Origin of the sequence: Leptospira limi, from assembly GCF_026151395.1 — a bacterium.
Lineage (GTDB): Bacteria > Spirochaetota > Leptospiria > Leptospirales > Leptospiraceae > Leptospira_A > Leptospira_A limi.
Genome location: NZ_JAMQPV010000001.1, coordinates 1,415,548 through 1,434,151, shown reverse-complemented (window position 1 = coordinate 1,434,151; position 18,604 = coordinate 1,415,548). Strand labels below are relative to the sequence as shown.

The following is an 18,604-nucleotide window of genomic DNA, read 5'->3' as shown; positions in this document are numbered from 1 at the left end:
GGATTTGATGCAGGCTTTTTTGGTTTTAGCAAACGGAACGGTCATGAAAGGCCAATCCTTCGGTGCAAATAAGAATTCGATCGGAGAGGTAGTATTTAATACCTCAATGGCGGGCTATCAGGAAATTCTAACTGACCCTTCCTACAAAGGTCAACTTGTCACACTTACCTACCCAATGATTGGGAACTACGGAATTAACCCAGACGATATGGAATCAGATCGAATCCAATCCTCTGGTCTCATTGTCAAAGAGTATGTCAAACGACCTTCCAATTTCCAATCCAAAGAAACACTCAGTGATTTTTTAATCCGTTTTGGTGTGCCTGCCATCGAAGGGATTGACACCCGCAAACTAACGCGCATTATTCGAAACTCAGGTGCCATGAACTGTGGTATTTTTATCAGTGAGACATATGAGGATTCCTTTTTAGAAGCTGTCAAAAATGCTCCTAGTATGGAAGGCCAAGACCTCGCCCAAGTGGTCACTTGCGAAAAACCATATGTATTTGGTGCTCATTCTCCAAGCAAATTCAAACTAGCTGTTTATGATTTTGGAATCAAACGTAACATCTTACGATTACTTGATTCCGCTGGATTTAATGTACATGTATTCCCTGCCAAAACAAAAGCTGAGGATTTATTGAAAGATGGTTTTGATGCTTTTTTCTTATCCAATGGCCCAGGGGATCCTGCTCCACTGGATTATGCAATCCAATCAGCAAAAACGATCATGGATGCAAAAAAACCTTTGTTTGGGATTTGTCTTGGTCACCAAATCATTGGCCTTGCACTTGGAAAAAAGACCTCCAAACTCAAGTTTGGTCATAGAGGTGGAAACCACCCTGTGCGAAATGAAGAAACAGGAAAAATTGAAATCACTTCACAAAACCATGGCTTCCATGTGTTAGGTGAATCTTCTCCTGATATGCCAATCACTCGGATCAATCTGTTTGACAATACAGTTGCTGGTCTAAAAACCAAAGGGTTACCTGTGATGGCGGTGCAGTACCACCCTGAAGCTTGCCCTGGTCCTCATGATTCAGCTTACCATTTCCAAGAATTTTATACTATGGTAGAATCCTCAAAATCCTAAACTTTGTTAAATTGAGGGGGCACTATGTCATACAAAGAAGATAAAAATTTCTGGGGGATTCCTTACGGAACTGAAATCTCCGCGGAAGCGTTCGTAAAAGATATTTGGGATCCAAGCACAGAAGAAATTCTCACACCAAAACAATTCCTTGGAATTGGTTGGGGGATCAACTTACATGCCCTTGGCAGACGAGTTGGTGTGATTAAGTAAGTTTTTTTTTAACAAATTTCCAAAAGCATCTCTTCCTTTTTGGTTGAGGTGCGTTAAATCCGCAAAGTATCCATAGTCTTTCAAAAATTCAGATCTAAAATTACAAACAACTCTTCGATTTTTGAAGTGAGTTTTTTCCACCCAATCAAATAATGAATCCGTAACTCCATTTGCATTCTTAGTTGCCAAATCCATTTCCATTTGAGGCGAAAAAGGAATTCTAAGTATAACAATATCTAACTTTTGATTTTCCCATTCTTGTAATGTTCGGACCCACAATTGAATTGATAACTCTCTTTTCCCAGCAAGGATTGTTGTATCCAAATTTGGGAATTTTTCACCTTCCATTAAAGTTGGATCATCACTGATTGACTTCCATATCCAAGCTCCACGTTTAAGTCTCATACTATTTTGAATCGCATCAAACTCTAACCTTCTTCTTGTTAAATCCTCCTTCACAATTGGATCATAAAAAATTCGATTCATATTGGAACTGAGTCCAAAATAGGGAAACATTTGGATGACAAACTTCCAACTTAGATCTGCTAGGTTGCTAAAATAAGCCTTTCTTAGCAATGGTTCTGTTATATGATGAAATTCAAAATCACCAAAAGAATAATACAGTTGTTTGTGTGCATCTGTGATGGCATTTTTACTTGTATTGAGAGGAGAGATGTTTACATACACTTTTCTGAGATTGGGAAGTTTAGCAGTTATGCTAAGCGTATCTGACAAAATACCTTCTGGTTGTTGGCTTGGTCTTGGTAGGAATAAAACTTCGTCCAAGGACACAGATTCAATCTCTGCAATTGTTTCTGGTAAGATCCCACTGACTATCTGGCTATCACCTAAAACTAAGATTTTTGCTTTTGGATTCCATTTACGATCTTTTGCAAAGTACCAGTAGATGGAAGTTGTATCACAGTAAGGGACTAAAAACTCCCATGTAAAATGCATCAGTAAGGAAATAGCAAATAAGAGACGGATTAAAAATCGAAGTTTCATTGGATAAATTTCTAAAGAGTTTGATACAGTCCGTTTAAAATTGAAAATAGAAAAAATCTTCTTTTGCAAAAGGTGAAACTAACGAAAACCAACAGAATCCAATCGCAAACAACAAACCAAATACATATGGTTTTTCATTCACAAAAAAATTAGGTCTTTCCGTTCCCTTCCACTCTTGCCAAACATCGAATAAAAATAAAGGTAAGATGATAAAAATTAATGAATACGGAATGAAGGAAGGATTCGGTATGTGTTGCAAGTTTTTAATTATGAGTAATGATTCGGAAGGCGAAGTAATACGAAATAAAAGAAGACCCAATGAAAAACTGTAAAAAGTAAAAAAAATACCCAGGAATTTTAAGAACGGATTTTGGAATTGAGTGAGACCCATATGTTTCAAAATTCGATACAGAATCAGACAAAATCCTAAATACAAACCCCAAATGATAAAACCGTATCCGGCCCCATGCCAAATCCCAGTCAGAAACCAAACCAATAATAAATTAGAATTCTCTCTCAGAAATCCATGCCGGTTTCCACCTAACTTAATATAAACATAATCACGTAACCATGTTGAAAGAGAAATATGCCATTTTGACCAAAATTCAGATGGGTTGGAAGAAAAAAATGGTCTCTTAAAATTGTTCATGAGCTCAATACCTAACATTTCAGCAAGGCCCATGGCACATAACGAATAGCCAAAAAAATCTGCATACACTTGGAAAGCAATACTTGGTGCGACAATCCACAAGATCCCAGGCTCTAAATTACCAAAGGAACTTGCCATGGTGCCCACATAACGAGACAGAGGATCAGCAATACTTGATTTGATAAAAACTCCGAAACAAAATAGCGAAAGTCCATTCCAGATTTTTTCTTTTGAGATGAATCTTTCAGATTCAAATTGTGGGATTAAATTGCCCGGTCTCTCAATAGGTCCTAGTAACAATAATGGGAAAAATAAATCATATAAAACGAAGGTAAAAAAGTTTTTACATACCTTGATTCTGTTATCATACACTTCGATCAAATAACTAATATTATGAAATGTATAAAAAGAGATCCCAATTGGTAATAATAGGTTTGGTTTCCAAAGAGGTGATTCTCCTCCAAATTCAATTTTCAGATCAGAATAGATTCCCCATACAAACAAAAAATACTTAAAGACTCCCAGATACAGGACATTGGCGACAATTCCAAATACAAAGATTCGCTTACGAAGATTTGAAACTTTTGAATCAATGAGAATCCCCATTAAAAAATTAAAAATGATAGAAAGGATAAGTAAGAGAGTTCCGCCTATCCCCCACTGCGAATAAAAGTATAATCCAAAAAGGATTAAGATCGTTTTGCGAACGGTGAAAGAGGAATAAAAATAAATTATGTAAAAAACAGAGAAGTGTAAAACGAAAGTGAGTGAGTTAAATAACACAAAGGTAAATTATGATTCCTCTACCATTTCTAAAAATTGGTTTTTATCTTTGGTATCATGAGGGTATGCTAAGGTCAAAACGCGGTAACTTGCTCGGAAATTTCCAATGATTGTTTCTTCCTTTTTCGCAAAGGAAGACTTGATTTTTTTAATCACAACATCGGTTTCTTCTTTGTCTTTCCCATGAAGAACTAAAACAAATTTTCCTTGGCCTACCCTTGTGAAAAAATCCAATTCACTGATATGATCCATCATTGTTTTCCGTAGAGTATCTGCGTATCTTGCAAACGTACCTGTTCCAACCAAATGAATCATTCTAGATACGTTTTGAATTTTAAATAATGAAACAGTAAAAGATGCTTTTAGACTAGATGCTTTTTCCATCTCCGCAAGGATTCGAGATTCCAAAGGATTAAATGGATTTCGGAATAGTGCTTCTTTTTCTTGCAGAATGAGTAAGTTAGCAAAAACGGGAGCCGATGTTTCAAGCATCGAAACAGCCACATCACGAGTTGTGTCAGTCCAAGCAGATCCTGTAGAATGAATGATCACCATGCCAACTAACCAATTCAAGTTGATAATCGGCAGAATTGTAAATTCACTCATGATTCCCAATTCGTCATTTGTAAAAATCGATTTGAGTTCCGCATCTTCTCGGAAATTTTCAAGTTTGTAAACTCCCGACACATTGGAGACCATACCAACGATATCTGAATCCTTACTGAGTCGGAAATCTTTTGTCCTTTCAGGCAAAATAAAATTAGATCCAAAAACTATATAATCGGATCTTGTCTCCGAATCTAATACTAAAAAAGAGAACTGCTTAACACCCAATTTGTTTTTGATATTATCGATTAAAAAATCATAAGCTTCATCCATTTTGCGTACTTTCGAAAAATCCCTCGCAAACTGGAGAACCGATTCATTGATTTCTATCACTTCTTTTGCATGTACTAATTCATCATTAATCGATTCAATTTCGGAAACTCTCTCAAATACTGATCCAGCAATATCACCAACAATTTTAGCAAATTCTAAATCATCTGTGATATACTCTTCACCATTGATAAGTTTCCCAAGTGATAATACTCCGAAACATTTTTCACCATGTCGAATCGGGACAAGAATCTCTGAAGCCATCTCATTTAATAAGTTTAATTCTCGATTTGGCAATCTTGAAGATTTAAATTCGCCGGCATAAATGACAGTTTCTGAGTCAGAAATCCTACTATAAATTTCATCACCAGAAGTTAGATACCAAGCATCTTTTGAAGTGATCCCTTGTGCTGCTACCGCTTCCCATTTTGTACTTTTAGGATTTGTAGATGTTAAGATGACTACAGAGTGACAACCTACTTGTCCAATTAAACTGTATACTAAGTTATCAAAAAAATCTGAAAATTCTTTTGAAGAAGCAATTTCCTTTGTAATCTCAAAGATTGCTTGGTAATTCTCAATTCGTTTTTTGGAAGCCAAATGATAGGACATCGGTGCTGTTCCAAAATCAGATTCATCATCGAATAAAACTTCTTCACCGATTGGAGCAGGATCTTCTTTTGCTGGTCGTAATGGTTGTTTTGCGGCTTCTTTTTTTGCCTCATTTTCCCATTCATCAAAAAGATTCACTTCGGGTAAAGGTACATCAGGTTCAATTAAATCATCGTGATAATCACGATCAATCAAATCGTCACCTAACTCAGGTTCTTTCTCACTGTTTTGTAGTGCAGTTGGTTCTTGCTCTTCTTCAGGTTCTTGAATTTCGGTTTCATGGTTCGAATCATGATCTGATTCTAATTCCGAATCTAAATCTGATGCAACTGGTTCATATGGATTTGATTCTTCATGTAAAGAATCCAAATCATCTTCTAAATTTGAAATTGGATTTTCTTTCCAATCGTCGTGATTTTCACTTAGATCACCAAAGTCTGAATCTGTTAGTTCAGGAATATCACTTAAGTCAAATTCTTCTTCCCCATCAGGACTTGGTAAATCACCAATTTCAGTCGCAAGTGAATCTGAGATTGCCTCATCTAACCAATCCGAGTCGGTGTCTGAAACAGGAATGGATTCGGAAACATTTTGACTTAAAGAAGGATCTTCTTCCCGAAAATGTTCTGCTTTTTTAAGTAAGGATGGTGTCTCTTTTTTTGAAGATGGAGTTTGGGATACTTTTGTTTCCGAAGTTTTTTTAATCTCTTCGGCACGATCAAGGAGTCCCACTTTATAACTCCAGTTCTTTCATCATTTTTTTGTATAACTCAAAGTATTGTGACTTAGAGAATTCTCGAATGACTTCATCAGGTAGATTTCCAAGTAAGTTATCAAGGTAACCGAGAACTTTTTTACGATCACCAACTGATAAATGATCACCACCTGCTTCCGCAAATGCATCTTCCGATTCTTTGTTGGCAGCTGGAGCCGATATATCAGATTTACGTAATTCTTCCAGAGGAGAGAGTTTTCCCTCCATTGCATATTCATCTAAATCCACTTCAAATTCTTCCGAATCATCTGAAGCAAGAGTTGGAGTTCTTACTTCGTGGGAAAGATCATGCGTTAGGTCAAAACTATCATCGATGGTAACATCAGAGGAAAGATCACCAAAATCGGATTCTCCTTCATGTTCCACTAAGTCAATGTCTTCAATTGGTTCTAAGTCAAATTCAGAAGTGGTAGTTTCTTCCGTTGGTTCTAAATTGAAATCAGCAATTGGATCTTCATCAATCTGTTCAGAAAGAGTAAATTCTTCTTCTTCTGGTAAATTAGCAATGTCTTCCAATCCTTCCCCTGGAAGTTCCTCACCGAGGATTGCATCTAAACTTTCTGGCGAAAGTGTGACGTCTTCTTGTTCAATTTCTGCTTCAAGATCAGGCACTCCACCATGTTCCGAGGAATCCTCTTCTTCTTCGGTAGCTGTAATGTTCTCTAACTCTTCCATTGAAAGTGCAATGGATTCGTCTTCTTCCTCTTCTGCCAAAAGGTCAGATTTAGGTGTTAAGTCTTCTTCATATGGAAGTGGTGCGCGGTCTAAACTATCTACTAATTCTTCATCTGAAACTTCTTCAGCCTCAGCTGCAATGGAATCGAGTTCTTCTAAGGAAAGTGCAATTGGTCCTTCCTCTTCTTCCGAAGAAGATTCAAATCCTTCCATTTCACCTTCCAATCCTTCAACAGTTGGTTCGGAAACATCAGATTCAGGTTCGCCAAAATCAAATCCAAAATCATCACCTAAATCAGTGTCCAATTCATGATGTTCTTCTTCAGATTCATCTTCTTCAACTGGATCATTGGCGATGATACTTCCTAGTTCGTCTGCACTTAATGTGATGGATTCATCTTCTATTTCTTCACTGAGCAGATCAGAACTTGTATCGTTCATATCTTCTGCAATTGCTTCACCAGAGATATTTTCCAATTCCTCTAAAGAAAGAGTAAGTGGACCTTCTTCCTCTTCTTCGGCAGTGGTAACATCATCTTCAGCTGGTTCAAACTCGCCACCTAACAGATCAAAACCACTATCCTCTTCTGTGAAACTTGGTAAATCTTCGTGATCATCTGTTGCTAAAAATTCTTCTTCGGAAGCTAATGTTTCTTCTAAACTTGCTTCGCCACCAGCACCGAGTATGCTACCTAATTCTTCATCAGAAAGTGTAAGATTTTCATCTTCTTTGTTATGGCCGAATAATTCTTCTTCTTCTGGGTCAACTAATGATGTGAAACTAGTTTCTTCGTCTACCCCAGGTCCCAAATCGTCTTGAGGGACAAATGTTTCTTCATTGTCGTAGTCTGTTAAATCAAATTGAGGTTTGCCTTCTTCGTCAAAAGCAAGTGTAGTGTCTATCTCTGAATCATCTAAATCAAGATCTAAATCAGAATGTTCATCGATGAGTGCATGTTCTTCGTTATCATCTTCATGGTAGTGTTGATCACGATTTGGTAACCCAGAATGTTCTTCTTCTGGAAGAGAACCTGTGATGTTTTCCAATTCTTCTAATGAAAGAGATATAGGACCATCTTCCTCTTCGTCATGTAATGTAGCTTGTTTTTTGGAAGTTAAAATTCCATCTTCACCATTTAAAATAGATTCAATCTCTTTATCGAGATCAATTAAATCATCATCGAATTCTAATTCTAAATCTTCATCATCCAAATCAATGGATTGTTTGTTTTGTGAGTTTGTTGGCTGTTTCGGATGATGGTCTTTTTCGGATTCTTCTTCGTAATCTGAAAAATCTGCATGTATGTCTTCGTCATGCAAAATGGGATCTTCTTCCCCGAGTAAATTTAAGTCAGAGTCTAAATCAATATCAAGTATATCATCATAATCATCAGATGAAGCAACTAAATTGGATATTGATTCATCTTCATCGTCGAAGGCGGAAATGTCATCTAAGTTTGGTGCTTCAATTCCTGGTGATACATCTAAATCTTCATCACCAATATCAAAATCATCCAAATCTAATGAAAACGAGTCTTCATCGAGTATAGGTTCGATGTTTTCTAGATCTTCGTTTTGATTCTGTTCTTGATCCGCCATTCGCCTCGATTACCGTTTTCCCAATTTTAGTATCTGGCCATCCTCTAACGGTTGTTCCAAGATACTGTCCTCCAGATTGATTTGCGCCCCTGGTAATGTTCCACCAGCGATCCCTATTAAATCGTTTCCATTAGAACCTGCATCTAGTGTATAAATTCCGGGGTTCACTACGGGTCCCTCAATTTTAACACGGATTGGTGCTTCCGAATAGATTCTTTTTCGCAAATCAGGGTTTTCCTTTAAGATCACCAATCCAGACAATATTACAATCAAGAATACCATTCGTCTGAGCCAGATTGGATTCAAAGGAAATCCCCCTCTGGTTTATTTTCGGCAAGAAGGGGGGAAAAAAATTAACGTTCGTGCAGTAAAATGCGAACTTTTGCTTTCTTTAGGAGATTTTCTTTCTCTTTCGAGGTTGGGAGAGATTCTGCTTCTTGTAAGAGCTCGATGGCGTGGTCATGAGTCAAATCGTCTTCAGAATCCCCACCTTCCGTGAGCACTCGGATTTGGTCATTTCTCACTTCACAAAATCCACCATCAATGGCGATTCGGAATTCTTTTCCTGCTGTATGCAACTTAATGAGGCCAAAATCAAGTTGTGACACAAGAGTTGCATGCCCAGGGAGAATTCCAAAATAACCCACAGAACCTGGCAGAATCACTGATTCTGCCTTGCCCTGGTACAGGATTTTGTCCGGCGAGATGACTGTTAAAGTCAGTTCTTTACTCATCCGAATTAACCTTTGAGTTGTTTCGCCGCTTCGATCACTTCGTCAATCGATCCGACCATGTAGAATGCTTGTTCAGGAAGAGTGTCATACTTACCTTCAATGATTCCTTTGAAGGAACGGATGGTATCTTCTAACTTCACATACTTACCAGGTCGACCAGTGAACTGTTCTGCCACGTGGAATGGTTGTGAGAGGAATTTTTCCAAACGTCGAGCACGAGCCACAAGGATTTTATCGTCCTCAGAAAGTTCGTCCATACCAAGGATCGCAATGATATCTTGGAGGTCTTTGTAACGTTGTAAAATTCTTTGTACTTCACGTGCCGTGTTGTAATGTTCTTCCCCTACGATTTGTGGGTTCATGATCCTTGATGTGGAATCGAGTGGATCCACAGCAGGGTAAATCCCTTTTTCAGAGATCGCACGAGAAAGAACTGTAGTTGCATCTAAGTGAGTAAACGCAGTTGCAGGAGCCGGGTCAGTTAAGTCGTCGGCAGGAACGTAGATCGCTTGCACAGAAGTAATGGAACCCCTTGTAGTGGAAGTGATTCGCTCTTGTAATCCCCCCATCTCTGTGGAAAGAGTTGGTTGGTATCCTACCGCTGATGGCATACGACCAAGAAGGGCCGATACTTCAGAACCTGCTTGGGAGAAACGGAAGATATTATCTACGAAAAGAAGGATATCAGATCCGGATTCATCACGGAAGTTTTCTGCCATTGTTAATGCAGAAAGAGCCACACGAAGACGTGCACCAGGTGGTTCATTCATCTGACCAAAACAAAGAACTGTTTTGTCAATTACTCCAGAGTCTTTCATCTCGTGCCAAAGGTCGTTCCCTTCACGAGTTCTTTCTCCCACACCAGCGAACACAGAGTAACCACCATGTTGTTTTGCGATGTTGTTGATAAGCTCTTGGATAAGAACCGTTTTACCAACCCCAGCACCACCGAAAAGTCCTGTTTTTCCCCCTTTGATGTAAGGAGCAAGAAGATCGATTACCTTGATCCCTGTTTCAAAGATCTCAGTTTTAGGTTTAATTTCTTCGTAAGAAGGTGCGTTTCTATGGATAGGAAGTTTTTTCACATCTTTTGGAAGGTCACCCATTTCATCGATGACTTCACCGAGTACGTTAAAGATACGACCCAATGTTTTCGTTCCTACTGGAACTGAAATCGGAGAACCTGTATCCACAACTTCTAAACCACGTTTTAAACCGTCGGTGGATTGAAGGGAGATCGCACGAACTGTGTTGTCTCCAATGTGTTGTTGCACTTCTGCAGTGATGGTAACATCTTTGCCATTTACTTTCGATTGGATTTCTACGGCATTGTAGATCTCAGGCATATGCCCGGAATCAAAACTGATGTCCAATACCGAACCGATGATTTGTTTAATTTTACCTTTATTCATATATACTCCGAAAGACCTTTGTTAGGAGATGGCTTCCGCTCCCCCTACGATTTCTGAAATTTCCTGCGTAATTTTTGCCTGACGAACTCGGTTGTATCCGCGAGTCAGAAGTTTGATCATCTCACCTGCGGCATCCGTAGCTGCTTTCATTGCCACTCTTCGTGCAATGTGTTCGGAAGCTACTGACTCTAGAATGATTTTAACAAAAGTTGTTTTGATCACCATAGGAAGTAGGTTTTCCAAAATAGTTTTTGGATCCGGTTCATACAATACTTCTGGGCCAGAAGATCCTTTCGCATTTGTATCTTCCATTGATAAAGGAAGAACCGTTGTGATCTCTGGTTTTTGATTTGCTGCTGAATAATAATGAGTGGAAATGATTTCAACAGAATCCACCGATTCGTTGGCAAAACGTTCCATAAAATAAGAAGCAAGGTCATTCGCTTCTTTACTTCCGGCTTTGTCATCGATGTTGGTGTAAGAAGTTACCAATTCAACTTTCGCAAATTTAAAGAAAGAGATCGCCTTTTTCCCTGCAGCATGGACTTCTACTTCCACACCTTTTGACTTCAACTCTTCAATACGGTTTTTGACCATACGAAGAAGATTGGAGTTAAAACCACCGCATAACCCACGGTTTGCGGCGATAGCAAGGATAGCAACTTTACGGATTTTGTCCGGCTTCCTTAAGTAAGGGCTGTGGATGATCCCAGCAAGGCTAGACAAAGAAGATACTAACTCGCGTGTTAAGTCAGCGTATGGTTTCGCCGCATTCACTTTGTTAGTGGCTTTTTTTGCCTTAGCCGTGGAGACCATCTCCATGGTTCGAGTGATTTTTCTCGTATTTTTAACCGAGTTAATCCTCTTTTTTATCTCACGCGGTGTCGCCAAGATCTTTCCCCTTAGTTATTCTTTGCTAAAAAATGTTCTACAATCGATTTGATTGTTTTTTGCAGAGCTGCTTCTTGTTTCACTTCTTTGGCAGTTCTGATTTCTTCCAAAATTTCTGCGTGTTGCTCTCTCATTGTTTTCAAAAGGTAAGCTTCGAATTCTCTTACTTTTGCAGTAGGAATTGTATCCATAAAACCTTTTGTTACAGCGAAGATGGAAATCACTTGTTCTTCTACCGGAGTTGGTGAGTTATTTGGTTGTTTGAGAATTTCAAGAACTCGGTAACCACGATCAAGCTGAGCTTGTGTCACTGGATCAAGTTCTGTTCCTAACTGTGCAAACGCTTCTAAGTCACGGAACTGAGCCAAATCTGACTTGAGTGTTCCCGCTACTTTTTTCATCGCTTTGATTTGCGCAGCAGATCCAACCCGTGATACAGAAATTCCCACATCCACCGCAGGGCGAAGACCCGATGCAAAAAGGTTGGATTGGAGGTAAATCTGACCATCAGTGATGGAAATTACGTTGGTAGGAATGTATGCCGAAACTTCCCCTTCTTGTGTTTCGATGATTGGTAGTGCTGTCATGGACCCACCACCAAATTTATCATCTAGCTTCGCTGCTCTTTCAAGGAGGCGAGAGTGAAGGTAGAATACGTCCCCAGGGTATGCTTCACGACCTGGTGGGCGACGAAGTAAAAGTGACATTTGTCGGTATGCTACGGCTTGTTTGGAAAGGTCATCGTAAACAACGAGAGTTGCTTTCCCTTCTTCATACATAAAGTATTCAGCCATTGTCGCACCAGAGTAAGGCGCAATGTATAACATAGGAGCTGGTTCAGATGCGTTAGCAGATACGATGATCGTATATTCAAGAGCACCTTTTTCGCGTAACATTTCGATGGTGGAAGCAACAGTAGAAGCTTTTTGTCCAATCGCTACGTAAACGCAGATCACACCTTTACCTTTTTGGTTGATGATGGTGTCGATTGCGATGGAAGTTTTTCCTGTTCCACGGTCACCAATGATGAGCTCTCTTTGTCCACGTCCAATTGGGATCATCGCATCAATCGCTTTGATACCTGTTTGCATTGGTTCATGAACGGATTTTCTCATCGCGATTCCAGGAGCCGGAGACTCAACTGGTCTTGTTTTTTTCGCGTTGAGTGGTCCTTTTCCATCGATCACTTCCCCAAGAGGGTTAAGCACACGACCGAGAAGTTCTGGTCCTACTGGAACTTCGAAGATTTTTCCCACACGTTTAACTGTGAAACCTTCTTCGATTTTAATATAATCACCAAAGATAACAACCCCAACTGAATTTTCTTCTAAGTTGAAGGCTTGACCTCGAACTCCGTTTTGGAATTCAACGAGCTCTCCTGACATTACGTTTGTGAGTCCGTAAACTCTCGCAATCCCGTCCCCGACTTCGAGAACTGTTCCGACTTCTTCAACTTGAAGGTCTTTCTTGAAGTTTTTAATTTCTTGTTTTAGTACCGACGTTACTTCGTCTGTTTTAATTTTCATTCAAATGCTCCGACTGGGATTTTCTTTTGGAGGAGAGCCTCTCTTGTTCCGGCAAGTTTTGCGCGGATTGAGGCATCGATTAAAAAGTCGTCTATATAAATTTTGAATCCACCAATGAGGGTTGGATCCACTTGTTCGGTGACACGAATTTCACGTCCGAACTTGGAAGTGATGGACTTCGTGATTCGATCTACAGCTTCATTGCCTAATGATTCTTTGGAAACGATACGAAGGGAACTACGATTTTTAAGTCGGTCCACACCTGCACGGTAATCTTCCAAAATATCCTTTAAATAAAGGAACCTGTTTTTACGAACCACAAGTGTAATGAAGTTGGCAACAAATTCTGATGCCTTCCCTTGAACTGACTTTGCGGCAGTTTGTTCTTTCTCAGAAGGATCAACTAACGGAGAAAGAAAATAATGGCGAATCGAATCATCGGAAAAGAAAACATCAACTAAACTTGATAATTCCTCTTCCGTTGACTCAAGTGAGTTAGCTTCCTGAGCTAACTCCAAAAGTGCCGTTGCGTAAACCTTTGAAATTTGGTTCAGACTCATTTTATTTTAAGTTTATCGAGTTTTGCGATCTCTTTTTCGACAAAGGAAGCATAGTCTTCCTTCTTCAATTGTTTCTCCAAGATCTCACTCGCGATGAGAACGGACATTTCCACAATTTGGTTTTGTAACTCAGACAAGGCTCTGCCTTTTGCCAATTCGATTTCTCGAACAGCATTGTCTTTGATTCCCTTTACTTCATTGTGTGCTTCTTCCGTCAATTTAGTGCGGAGAGCAACTGCATCTTTCTTAGCTTCATCGACAATTCTGTGTGCTTCTTCTGTCGCTTTGAAGAGTTGGTCTTTATATTCTTTTAAAGACTTTTCTGCTTCAACACGAAGAGATTCCGCTTTGTTGATATCACCTTGGATGCCGGAAGCACGTTCTTCGAGAGCATGAAGGATCTTGTCCCATGCAAATTTTTTAAGAACGAAGACAACAACTGAGAAAGTGACCAGGGTCCAGATGACCAGACCCGGATTGACTTTCAGCAAATTGAAGCCGGAAGCCGCGAGGAGTACCAAGACTATTGTCCTTGTTCTACTTTAGTGGCACCAGCACCAATTGTTTTGTCAATTGAGCCATTGAGTTTGAGCGCGATAAGAAGAGCGATTACCACTGCGAAAAGTGCTGCTCCTTCAATCATACCTGCTGCTACGTAAAGAACGAGTTGGATCTTTCCCGCTGCTTCTGGTTGGCGGCTAATGCTTTCTGCCACTGATCCACCAATTCTACCAATACCGATTCCTGCACCAAGTAATGCAAGTCCTGCTGCGAGTCCTACTGCGATGTATCCTAAACCGAATTCCATTGTTTTCGTTTCACTCCTGTGTGTTTTATAATATAAATAAAACCAATGTTAATGTCTATGCATCACAGTTCCGATGAACACGGTTGTGAGCAGTGAGAAAATGAACGCTTGTAGAAATGCTACAAGAAGTTCTAAAAAGTAGATGAGCACTGAACTGAGAACAGAAACAGGTGCAATCATCCAACTTTCACTCATAAAGATAAACCCAAGTAAAGCAAGGATCATAACGTGTCCTGCTGTCATGTTGGCAAGTAACCTCATGGTTAATGCAAACGAACGGGCAATGTGAGTGACGATAAACTCTAAAACCCACATGAGTGGCCAAAGAGGGAGAGGAACTCCCTTAGGAACCGCATGAGCTACGAAGGAGATCCCTTGGTAAGTAAATGCTGTTCCGTATATCGTAAGTAAGGTGATAGATGCAAGAGAAAGAGTCACACTGATGTCACCTGTGGGCGTGATCCCAGACCAAATCTCTCCAAACGTATGAAGGGAATGTGGTGTGTGTTCGAAAACGCCAAGTGCGACTAGTCCGTCTGAAACTGCGACAGTCAACTCCCCAATCGATGGGATCAGACCAAACAAGTTACAGAATAAAATAAAGAAAAACAAAGAGAAGATGTAGTGGTAGTAAGAATGTCCATGGTGATCCAGAGAGGAATCCACAACATTTTCTTTTAAGTAACTCACAAAAGCCTCTACACCCGATGTGAGTTTGTTATGCACTTTTTTCGGGTTTTTAGAGATGAGGTTTGCTGCAGGGATAAAGATGATGAACATAAAAAAACAAGCGATCCACATCATGGTCACTCGTTTGGTGATGTGTAAGTCGATTCCACCAACATAGTGGTATTTGACACCGTCATGGTTTACGAAAACATCATGATTTTCAGCATCAAATCCAGGTTGGCCTTCTGTAACGATTGTACCACCAAAGTTCAACGGGAAGATAGGGGCGTCACCTAAGTGGTGTGCCATCACTTCGCTGAAATCGAAGCCCTCATCAGAGCTGTGCCCTTCCGAATCGTTTGCAAAAACATTCGTAAAACTAAGGGAAAAAACTAATAAAAATGATAAAAAAAACCGATATTTAGACTTATTTTCCACTGAAATAGCTCGCAAATACAAGGAAAAGAAGGTGGACGAAATAGGCAATTAAAAATCCAGAAGTTGCCTCAAAAGGGTACTCTAACACCTGGAAAGTTGTCAAAATGCCCAAATTCAGAAAAAAGGAGAGAAATACTGTGAAAAGAGGGAAGCCACTCTCTGACAATGCAGGGATTTTGCGTGGTAAAAATCTTAATTGTAAGATGACCATTTGCACAGAAAAGGAAATGGCACCTCCCAGATAAAATAGAATTCGAAATCCATCTTCCACCAAACTAGCCGTTAGCGGGAGACTTAGAATGAATAAAAGAAATAAGTAGGCAAAATAATGAAAATGGAACCGCCTGAGATTGATTGAGTTTAGATCCATTCTTTCAGATTGTATCGGGAGGGTTTTGGGGGCAAGTCGGTTTGGAGGGGATTGGAAAGTATAGTTCCCCGCCCGTATTGAACTGGGTGGGGTTATCCACCCGCCACCCAATGGCTTCCATATATCATATGTTTGCTGGTTTGTAATGAAGGAATCGATGATCCCAATTTTTTAATTCCAAAAAGTTCGTATTTCGAACATGGTGCAGCTGAGTTTTTGATTAGATACGGATACATTATGTTTCCAATTTCGAATTGGAGAAAATTTCAACGGAAATATGACTCATGACAAAACCTTAAAAACGAATGTGGAGAGATTGGATCAGTGAATGAACTGACTTCCTTCACAACCAATTGTAAGTTTAAAATTTCGATGGGTGTTATTTGTAATCTTTTCCAAACTCATCTAGAATCGTTTTTAATTGCATCGCTTGGCTTTCTTCGATTCCGGATAAACAGAAAATTTGTTCTGGAATAGTCTTCGCCTTTTCACGGAGAAGTTTTCCATTTTTTGTAAGCGTCAAAACAACAACCCGTTCATCTTCTAAACTTCTTGTCCTTTGTATTTGACCACTTTTTTCTAATCTTTTAAGAAGTGGGGTCAATGTTCCTGAATCCAGTTGTAACCTTTCTCCAAGTTTAGTGACTGTAATTTCTTTTTCTTCCCACATAACAAGCATAACTATATATTGTGGATAAGTTAACCCTATGTCCGCAAGAAGCGGACGATAGAGTTTCATCAATCGATGCATAGATGAATACATCGAAAAACAAATTTGATTCTTTAATAAAAGAACCTCTTCTTTGGATGTCTTAACCTTGGACAAGTTTCTCAATATCCTTTTCTATTGCTTCTGGTTTCGTGATTGGAGCATATCGCTTAACAACGTTTCCATTTTTATCAACTAAAAATTTTGTGAAGTTCCATTTAATATCTAAAGAACCAAAGATACCAGGAGCATTTTTCTTTAAGTGTGAATATAGAGGATCAGTATTTGGTCCATTCACTTCAAGTTTGGAAAAGATTGGAAAAGTTGTTGAGAATGTCTTCTCACAAAAAAGTTTGATCTCAGCATCAGAACCAGGTTCTTGTTCTCCAAATTGGTTACAAGGGAATGCCAAAACCTCTAAGCCTTTTCCTTTCCAACGATCATATGTTTCTTGAAGACCTTTGTATTGAGGAGTGAAGCCACACTGGCTTGCTGTATTCACAATTAACAATACTTTATCTTTAAATTGTTCCATCGGGATCTCTTCGGATCCTCGTTTCACCTTGATTTTGTAAAATTCTTCTGCCATTTTTTCCCTCGTTCAAATATTAGATTGTGCACAATTTAATTTTGTTCAATCTTTTTACGAAAACGTTTCCATAAATTTATGACTTTTTTTGCCAATACCGCGCGAATTTAGTATCCCCGCCCTCATTTGGGTGGGGAACTACACCCGCCTCCCAATACCATCCACTTATCATAATCCAAACCAACCGGCAAACCTGTTCGCTACTTGTTCGATTTTTCTTAAAAAAAGTTCATCTTAATGCGATTTTTACTCGCTTTCATACTCTAGTCATTCCAAATAATACGAATTTTATTTCGGAAATTGAATCTAGTAACTTTGGAGTTATTTATGAATTTACCACTGGTCTTAAGGCCTGTATTCCTTTGTTTTCTCTTTTTTCTGCCCTCTCTCCTTATGGCAGATGCAGAAATACCAACACCAAACCCAATCGATAAATCCGATACCACTTGGATGTTGATTTCTTCTGCATTGGTTTTTTTTATGATCCCTGGACTTTCTTTGTTTTATGGAGGAATTGTCAGATCCAAAAACGTATTATCCACGATGATGCATAGTTTTGTTGCGATGATTGTAATGACATTACAGTGGACAATTTTTGGTTATAGTTTTGCATTTTCAGGTGAGAATCCATTTGTAGGAAATTTTGATTTAGCTTTTTTGGATGGAATTAACATTGATTCTACGAAAGGTACAATTCCTACATACGTACATTTTTTGTTCCAAGGTATGTTTGCTTTGATTACGCCAGCCTTAATCTCTGGAGCAATCGCAGAACGAATTAAACTCTCAGCATACATTCTATTTATACTCGTTTGGTCAACGTTAGTTTATGATCCAGTTGCACATTGGGTTTGGGCAGATTCAGGTTGGTTATTTAAAATGAATGCCTTAGATTTTGCAGGTGGAACTGTTGTGCATTTAATTTCGGGTATTGCTGGTTTATCAGCTGCAATTGTAATAGGAAAACGAAAAGGTGATGCAGGTCTACTCACCCATCCCAATAACATGACGTATACATTACTTGGTTCCGGTTTGTTATGGTTTGGTTGGTTTGGTTTTAATGCTGGATCTGGCCTTGCTGTTAATGGACTTGCAGCACGTGCTTTTTTAGTAACTTTAATTGCTCCTGCAGCGGCCGGTGCAAGTTGGTTACTCATCGAATGGTATCATACAAAAAAAGCGACAGCACTCGGAGCGGCATCAGGTATTGTTGCAGGATTAGTTGTCATCACACCTGCTTCTGGTTTTGTAGGAGTCAAAGGAGCCCTTATTATGGGTTTACTTGTTTCACCTATTTGCTATTTGGCGATTCTATTAAAAGGTAAACTTAAGTATGATGATACCCTAGATGCATTTGGTATCCACGGTGCTGGTGGAGCATTTGGTGCCATTTTAACTGGTATATTCGCATTGGAATTAGCTGAAGGGATGACATTCGAAAGCCAAATGATGGCTCAGCTTATCAGTGTGATTGCTACTGGTTTTTATTCTTTTGTCGTCTCATACCTCATAGCATTTGTAATTGAGAAAACAGTTGGCTTTAGAATCGAAGAAGATAAAGAAATCACTGGTCTCGACCAAGAGATTCATGGTGAAAAAGGATATGATATAAGGTAATCAA

The 18,604-nt window shown here is 39.2% G+C and carries 18 protein-coding genes; 3 read left to right on the top strand and 15 right to left on the bottom strand.

The window, feature by feature from the left end:
• The first annotated feature begins 7 nt into the window (after positions 1-7).
• The gene (carA, locus tag ND812_RS06695) at positions 8-1,093 is read left to right on the top strand and encodes a glutamine-hydrolyzing carbamoyl-phosphate synthase small subunit (protein ID WP_265375920.1); all 1,086 of its coding nucleotides are present in this window, start codon (positions 8-10) and stop codon (positions 1,091-1,093) included.
• Positions 1,094-1,117: 24 nt separating this feature from the next.
• The gene (locus tag ND812_RS06690; RefSeq protein ID WP_100716283.1) at positions 1,118-1,303 is read left to right on the top strand and encodes a DUF5808 domain-containing protein; all 186 of its coding nucleotides are present in this window, start codon (positions 1,118-1,120) and stop codon (positions 1,301-1,303) included.
• Here the strand turns inward: ND812_RS06690 and ND812_RS06685 are convergent.
• From ND812_RS06685 to ND812_RS06615, 15 genes are all read right to left on the bottom strand, one after another.
• Positions 1,265-2,308 carry a hypothetical protein gene (locus ND812_RS06685; RefSeq protein WP_265374809.1) on the bottom strand — a complete coding sequence of 348 codons (1,044 nt, stop codon included), beginning with the start codon at positions 2,306-2,308 and terminating at the stop codon, positions 1,265-1,267. The two genes, ND812_RS06690 and ND812_RS06685, sit on opposite strands and share 39 nt — an antisense overlap.
• Positions 2,309-2,342: 34 nt before the next feature.
• Positions 2,343-3,740, bottom strand: coding sequence for an MBOAT family O-acyltransferase (locus ND812_RS06680; RefSeq protein WP_265374808.1), 1,398 nt, complete (start codon positions 3,738-3,740; stop codon positions 2,343-2,345).
• A gap of 9 nt (positions 3,741-3,749) precedes the next feature.
• Entirely contained in the window at positions 3,750-5,960 is a 2,211-nt protein-coding gene (locus ND812_RS06675) for a GAF domain-containing protein (RefSeq protein WP_265374807.1), read from the bottom strand.
• 1 nt (position 5,961) lies between these two features.
• On the bottom strand, positions 5,962-8,277 hold the full coding sequence (locus ND812_RS06670) for a hypothetical protein (protein WP_265374806.1): 2,316 nt from the start codon (positions 8,275-8,277) through the stop codon (positions 5,962-5,964).
• 9 nt (positions 8,278-8,286) lie between these two features.
• Positions 8,287-8,583, bottom strand: a complete 297-nt coding sequence (locus tag ND812_RS06665; protein WP_265374805.1) for a polysaccharide biosynthesis/export family protein — start codon at positions 8,581-8,583, stop codon at positions 8,287-8,289.
• A 47-nt stretch (positions 8,584-8,630) separates the two neighbouring features.
• Positions 8,631-9,011 (bottom strand): ATP synthase F1 subunit epsilon, encoded by a 381-nt coding sequence (atpC, locus tag ND812_RS06660; protein WP_135593863.1) that lies wholly within the window; start codon positions 9,009-9,011, stop codon positions 8,631-8,633.
• 5 nt (positions 9,012-9,016) lie between these two features.
• Entirely contained in the window at positions 9,017-10,423 is a 1,407-nt protein-coding gene (gene atpD / locus ND812_RS06655; protein ID WP_265374804.1) for a F0F1 ATP synthase subunit beta, read from the bottom strand.
• Positions 10,424-10,444: 21 nt separating this feature from the next.
• A complete protein-coding gene (gene atpG / locus ND812_RS06650; RefSeq protein WP_265374803.1) occupies positions 10,445-11,314 on the bottom strand; it encodes an ATP synthase F1 subunit gamma in 870 nt (289 codons plus the stop codon).
• An 11-nt stretch (positions 11,315-11,325) separates the two neighbouring features.
• Positions 11,326-12,840 carry a F0F1 ATP synthase subunit alpha gene (gene atpA, locus ND812_RS06645; RefSeq protein ID WP_265374802.1) on the bottom strand — a complete coding sequence of 505 codons (1,515 nt, stop codon included), beginning with the start codon at positions 12,838-12,840 and terminating at the stop codon, positions 11,326-11,328.
• Complete coding sequence (gene atpH, locus ND812_RS06640) at positions 12,837-13,400, bottom strand: ATP synthase F1 subunit delta (protein WP_265374801.1); 564 nt, start codon at positions 13,398-13,400, stop codon at positions 12,837-12,839. Before atpH ends, atpA begins: the two co-directional genes overlap by 4 nt.
• On the bottom strand, positions 13,397-13,921 hold the full coding sequence (locus ND812_RS06635; RefSeq protein ID WP_015677608.1) for a F0F1 ATP synthase subunit B: 525 nt from the start codon (positions 13,919-13,921) through the stop codon (positions 13,397-13,399). The genes atpH and ND812_RS06635 overlap by 4 nt, the downstream gene beginning before the upstream one ends.
• A gap of 2 nt (positions 13,922-13,923) precedes the next feature.
• The gene (gene atpE, locus ND812_RS06630) at positions 13,924-14,208 is read right to left on the bottom strand and encodes an ATP synthase F0 subunit C (RefSeq protein ID WP_002975055.1); all 285 of its coding nucleotides are present in this window, start codon (positions 14,206-14,208) and stop codon (positions 13,924-13,926) included.
• Positions 14,209-14,256: 48 nt separating this feature from the next.
• Positions 14,257-15,336, bottom strand: coding sequence for a F0F1 ATP synthase subunit A (gene atpB, locus ND812_RS06625; protein WP_407658531.1), 1,080 nt, complete (start codon positions 15,334-15,336; stop codon positions 14,257-14,259).
• Between the two features lie 728 nt (positions 15,337-16,064).
• Complete coding sequence (locus tag ND812_RS06620; RefSeq protein WP_407658470.1) at positions 16,065-16,424, bottom strand: MarR family winged helix-turn-helix transcriptional regulator; 360 nt, start codon at positions 16,422-16,424, stop codon at positions 16,065-16,067.
• Between the two features lie 73 nt (positions 16,425-16,497).
• Positions 16,498-16,983 carry a glutathione peroxidase gene (locus ND812_RS06615; protein WP_265374799.1) on the bottom strand — a complete coding sequence of 162 codons (486 nt, stop codon included), beginning with the start codon at positions 16,981-16,983 and terminating at the stop codon, positions 16,498-16,500.
• A gap of 393 nt (positions 16,984-17,376) precedes the next feature.
• Here ND812_RS06615 and ND812_RS06610 point away from each other — a divergent pair, with 393 nt between their 5' ends.
• A complete protein-coding gene (locus ND812_RS06610) occupies positions 17,377-18,600 on the top strand; it encodes an ammonium transporter (protein WP_265375918.1) in 1,224 nt (407 codons plus the stop codon).
• Positions 18,601-18,604: the final 4 nt, after the last annotated feature.